Below are 4,467 nucleotides of genomic sequence, written 5' to 3' on the forward strand. Positions count from 1 at the left end.
GGCTCCCAGTGCGCCGTACTGTACTGCGGAGGTACGCCAAGTCGTAGATGTACTCACGGTTTCCGTAGCAGTCGGACCACTTGATGAGCAGTCCGTGGGTGTTACCTATTGGGAGTCGCTCGTTCCTGTTTGCCTTGGCGGACCTCCACGATGGGCAGCATGGTGATGGTGGCGGGGAGGCCGAGCTCCCGTGGGGTGGGGCCTGCGGGTGTGGGGATGTCGGTGAGCCGGGCGAGGAACGCGTCGATGGCTGTTTGGCCGTCGTCGACCGCGGCGCGTTCGTCCTCGGTCAGTGGGATGGAGGCGAGCATGTGCTGCAGGTTCTCCTTGGCTTCGAGGAGTTGGGCCTTGCTGGAGTTCTTGGGGGTGTAGAAGTCGCAGCGGGCGCAGGCCATCCGGTGCTGGCACTGTTCGAAGAAGGAATAGGTGCACCAGCCGTGGCCCAGGTCGTAGTACTGCCAGGGCTCGCCGCCTGCCGCGGCCCCGGAGGCGACGGCGTCGCGGTCGACGAGGACCTCGATGGTGCGTACGTTGCGGGCGAAGTAGCCGGCTTCGCTGTATGCCTTGGCCAGCGTCTCTTGGGGGATCTTCGCGTAGAACTGGGTGGAGCTGGGGGATCTGTGTCCGAGCCATGCCTGCAGCTCGAACAGGGTCATCGGTTCCTTGGCGTTGTAGAGCTGGCTGGCGATGGTGCTGCGGGCCCGGTGGCTGGTGATTTTGCCGCGGACGTCGCGGGCGGCGACCCCGGCCTTCGTGCACAGCGCCGGGATGATCGTGCGGTTGATGTAGTCCTTGGAGACCCGTTTGGCGCGGTGGGCGAACAGGAAGTGCACGCGCTCGCCGGTCTTGGCGTCCAGCATCACCGGCTGCTCGGGGCGCACGGCCTGCCAGACCTCGATGGCCTGTCCCAGCAGCGGGTCGACCGGCTTGGTGAAACTCGTGCCGGTCTTGTGGGTCGGGACGTCCAGCAGGCAGACGGCGTCGCGGGCGAGGACGTCGGCGGCGTCCGGGCTGACGTCCGTGCCGTCGTGCTGCCAGCGGATGCAGCCGGTGCGCAGGCGGCGGATCTCGTCGCTACGTTGGCCGCTGAACAGCCAGGTCAGCACCACGGCTCGGGAGAGTTCGAGGGGATAGCGCGGCCCGCTGCTGGTAGTGGGGAGGTCCTCGGAGGTGAGGTTGATGCCGGCCCACAGCAGCTTGGCCCACACCTCGTCGGCGATGACGCGAGGGTTGGGACCCAGCAGGGCGCGGATGCTGCGGGGCGTCTCCAGCGCGCGCCCGGGATCGAACCGGCGCGGGATCCACTCCCATTCCTGCAGGTCGCGGAAGAACGCGCGGCTGGCGGTGAGCGCACTGTCCTTGGTGGAGGGAGACATCGGGTCCCCGAACACACCGCGGGTGGCACTGCGTTCGACGTAGTCGCCGATCCGCATCCGGTCCACCGTGGCCACCCAGGCCGCGCAGGTCGCCCTCGTCCACTGGGCGGGCTCGGTGATCTGCGGGTGCTCGGCGGCCAGCCACCGGCCGATACGGGCCAGGTCCTGGCGGTAGGCCAGGCGGACGTTGCGGCTGAGTGTGGAGGTGTCGAACCACCGGCAGACCATCTCGGCCCACGGCGCCGGCACGTCCGTCCACCGCTGGGCCCGCAGCCCCGCCAGCAGCACCTCATTGCGCGCGACGGGCGGCTCGCACTGTCCCAGCGCCGCCAACGCCCGCTGCAGCGGGTACAGGTCACCGGATGCCCGCCCGGTGGAACGCACCGCCTCACGCAGGCTCTCCACCAGCGCCGCGTCCATGTCCGCCAGCAGCGGGCTGCGGTTGAGGAGCATCGCGTGCGCGATCAACGTGCGCACCGAGCGGTTGCCCGCCGTGTCCATCCGATAACCCCAGCCACGCAGCAGCCGGTAAACAGTGTTGACCTCCCGGTCCACGATCTCGGGGCCGAAGACCGTCCGGGCGAGGCGCAGCCGTTCGAAGCCGAGGAACAGGGCTTCGTCCACGGGCGCGCCCAGGAGGTAGGCGTAGGCCAGCAGGCGAAGGCGGCATGCCCGCGACGTCTGCGCCGGCCACTGACGGCTCCATTCCTGCGCGTCGGACCCGATCACACGGGTCCACGTGGCCTGGTCCCAACCCCACCACACCGAACCGGCCTCGGCGGTGCGCACCAGCAGCATCCCGACCACCTGGAAGTCGACCCACCGGTGATGTCCGGCCTTGTCCGGGATCCACAGGCAGGACCGCACCTGCTCCAGCGGCCCGAGCAACCGCGCCAGCGCACCGCGTTCGACCCGGGTCAGCCGCGAGGAGTGCAACAGCCGCGGGCTGGCCTGCACCAGCACCGCCCGCTCCTCGGCGCTCAGTTGCGGGACCCGGTCCCATGAAGCGCCGTCCACCGGCCAGGCCCACTCGAGTGCCGTCTCCCCTGCGGCCAGGGCAAGCGCGGTCACCGCGGCCGTCCAGTGCCGTCGGCGTCGGCGCTCAAGAACGCGACCCGCTGGGCGTGGATGTGCTCCATCCCGCGCGCGTACTTCTCGGCCAGGTCCCGGCCCGAGAGGTGGATGTATTGCATGGTGGAGTCGGTGTGCCGGTGTCCGGCGAACGTGGCGATCGCGTGCACCTCCCAGCCCATCCGTGCCAAGTCGGTCAGACACAGGTGCCGCGTGGTGTGCGTGGAGAAACGCTCCACCCCGGCCGCCACGGCGATCCGGCGCACCACCTTCGACCACGTCCACAGGCTCAGCGGCTGGGCGAAGTTGCGCCGCGACTCAGACAGGAACAGCCCACCGCGCGCCCGGCTGACCGTGGCCCGGTGCACCAGGTACTGCGCCAGCAGGACCCCGGTCGCCGCCGAGTAGGGCACGACCCGCTCCCGGCGGCTCTTGGTGGTCTCCGCCCGCACCCGCACCAGCCGCCGGCCCGGGTCCAGGTCGTCGGTGCGCAGCGAGCACAACTCCTCCCGGCGCAGGGCCGCGTCGTAGGCCAGGGCCAGCATGAGCCGGGTGCGTACCGGCTCGACGGCGGCGATCGCCAGAACGGCCCGCCACTGCTCGTCGCTGGGGATCCAGGGAAGGTTCACCAGCCTCCGCACCAGCCCACGCTGCTGCCCGCCGCCACGGACCCCAGGGGTGTAGCGTCCCCGGCCGACGGGATTGCCCTGGCGCAGCCCCTCGTCGACCAGGAAGCCGTAGAACAACCGCACCGACACCAGACGCTGCTGGAGCGTCGCGTTCGACAACCCGGCACCGGAGTCCAGCGCCACGACGTTGCCGCCTCGGCGGCTCGGCCGTGAGCTCAACTCACGTATGTACAGTGCGATATGGGCCCGCGTGGCCCGCACCGGGTCCACGCTCTCCCGCTCGCACAACTCCAGGTACTCCGCCAGCCCCCGGGCGTAGGCATCTATCGTCCTCGGCGCCCGTCCCAAGTCCCGCCACACCTGCAGCCACGCCGCTGCCTGCTCGTGCCGACCGAGTATCGGCCACTTCTCCCTCAGCTCGACCATCTGGTACTGCTGATCCCTTCAGTCCGTGGGTCCCCGTACGAGGACACCAGCCTCGCAAGTGATTCCACGTAACTTCTAGGTCGTCGTGGTGGAGGTCCCAGCCGAGGCCGGTGAGGGGGGCGAGGGCCGGATCGCCGGTCCCCGTGGTGGAGGCGAGATGGCGCGGGGAGACGAAGACGTCTCCGTCCATCGTGCGCAGGTCGTCGTGAGAGGTCACAGGTTCCTGAAGGGTGAAGGCGAGCAGCTCAGGCAGCGAGCGCGAGGGCTTCTCGGAGGGCGTCGGCGGAGCCGGTGTAGTGCAGCGTCCGCAGGCCCAGGCGGGTAGCGGCCCGGCAGTTGTCGGTGCGGTCGTCCACGAACAGCACGCGTCGCGGATCGCTAACTCCCGTGGCCTGCAACGCGTGTTGGTAGGCGGCCGGGTCGGGCTTGCATACCTGAAGTCGGGCCGAGTACAGGGCTTGGGTCATCAAGTGCCGCCAGTCGTGGGTGTCGAGGACGGTGGCGAGGTGGGCGGGTGCGTTGGAGAGCAGCACCATGCGCAGCCGGGTGGCGTGGGCGCGGTGCAGGACGGCCAGGACGCTCGTGTCGGTCTCGGTCCACATGGCGGTGTCCGCGGCGCGGAGTTTGCGCAGCAGGCGGGGGCCGGGGTGTGCGCCGAGGACGCGTGCCCAGTACGCCAGGTCGCTGAGCTGGCCGGCGTCGTAGAGGTCGCGGGCGTGCCAGAAGGCTTGCTGGAAGCCGGTGAGATCGTCTTCGGGCCAGGAGGAGGTGCGGGCCAGTCGGAGCCAGTGGGTGCGGGCGGGCTGGAGTCCGATGACGCCGTTGTAGTCGAGGATGACGGCGTCGGGGCTGGTTGGGTGGGTCAAGGGGCAATGCCGCGTAGTTAAGGGGTGTTGGGTGTTGTCAAGGCCGTGGTGTAGGTGGCGTCTTTGATCTTGCGGATCCAGCCGTGGCGGATGCCGGCG

General features: G+C 69.8%; 3 protein-coding genes. All 3 read right to left on the minus strand.

Annotation, left to right across the window (positions count from 1 at the left end):
* Positions 1-101 precede the first annotated feature (101 nt).
* The 3 genes from ABZ646_RS40935 to ABZ646_RS40945 all read right to left on the minus strand — a co-directional run bounded on the left by ABZ646_RS40935 (position 102) and on the right by ABZ646_RS40945 (position 4,368).
* Complete coding sequence (locus ABZ646_RS40935) at positions 102-2,447, minus strand: tyrosine-type recombinase/integrase (RefSeq protein WP_360531160.1); 2,346 nt, start codon at positions 2,445-2,447, stop codon at positions 102-104.
* Positions 2,444-3,502 carry a site-specific integrase gene (locus tag ABZ646_RS40940; RefSeq protein ID WP_360531163.1) on the minus strand — a complete coding sequence of 353 codons (1,059 nt, stop codon included), beginning with the start codon at positions 3,500-3,502 and terminating at the stop codon, positions 2,444-2,446. Before ABZ646_RS40940 ends, ABZ646_RS40935 begins: the two co-directional genes overlap by 4 nt.
* Before the next feature lie 245 nt (positions 3,503-3,747).
* Positions 3,748-4,368 carry an HAD-IA family hydrolase gene (locus ABZ646_RS40945; RefSeq protein WP_360531166.1) on the minus strand — a complete coding sequence of 207 codons (621 nt, stop codon included), beginning with the start codon at positions 4,366-4,368 and terminating at the stop codon, positions 3,748-3,750.
* Positions 4,369-4,467 lie beyond the last annotated feature (99 nt).

The sequence above is a fragment of the Streptomyces sp. NPDC007162 genome, from assembly GCF_040634175.1.
In the GTDB taxonomy this organism is placed as follows: Bacteria; Actinomycetota; Actinomycetes; order Streptomycetales; family Streptomycetaceae; genus Streptomyces.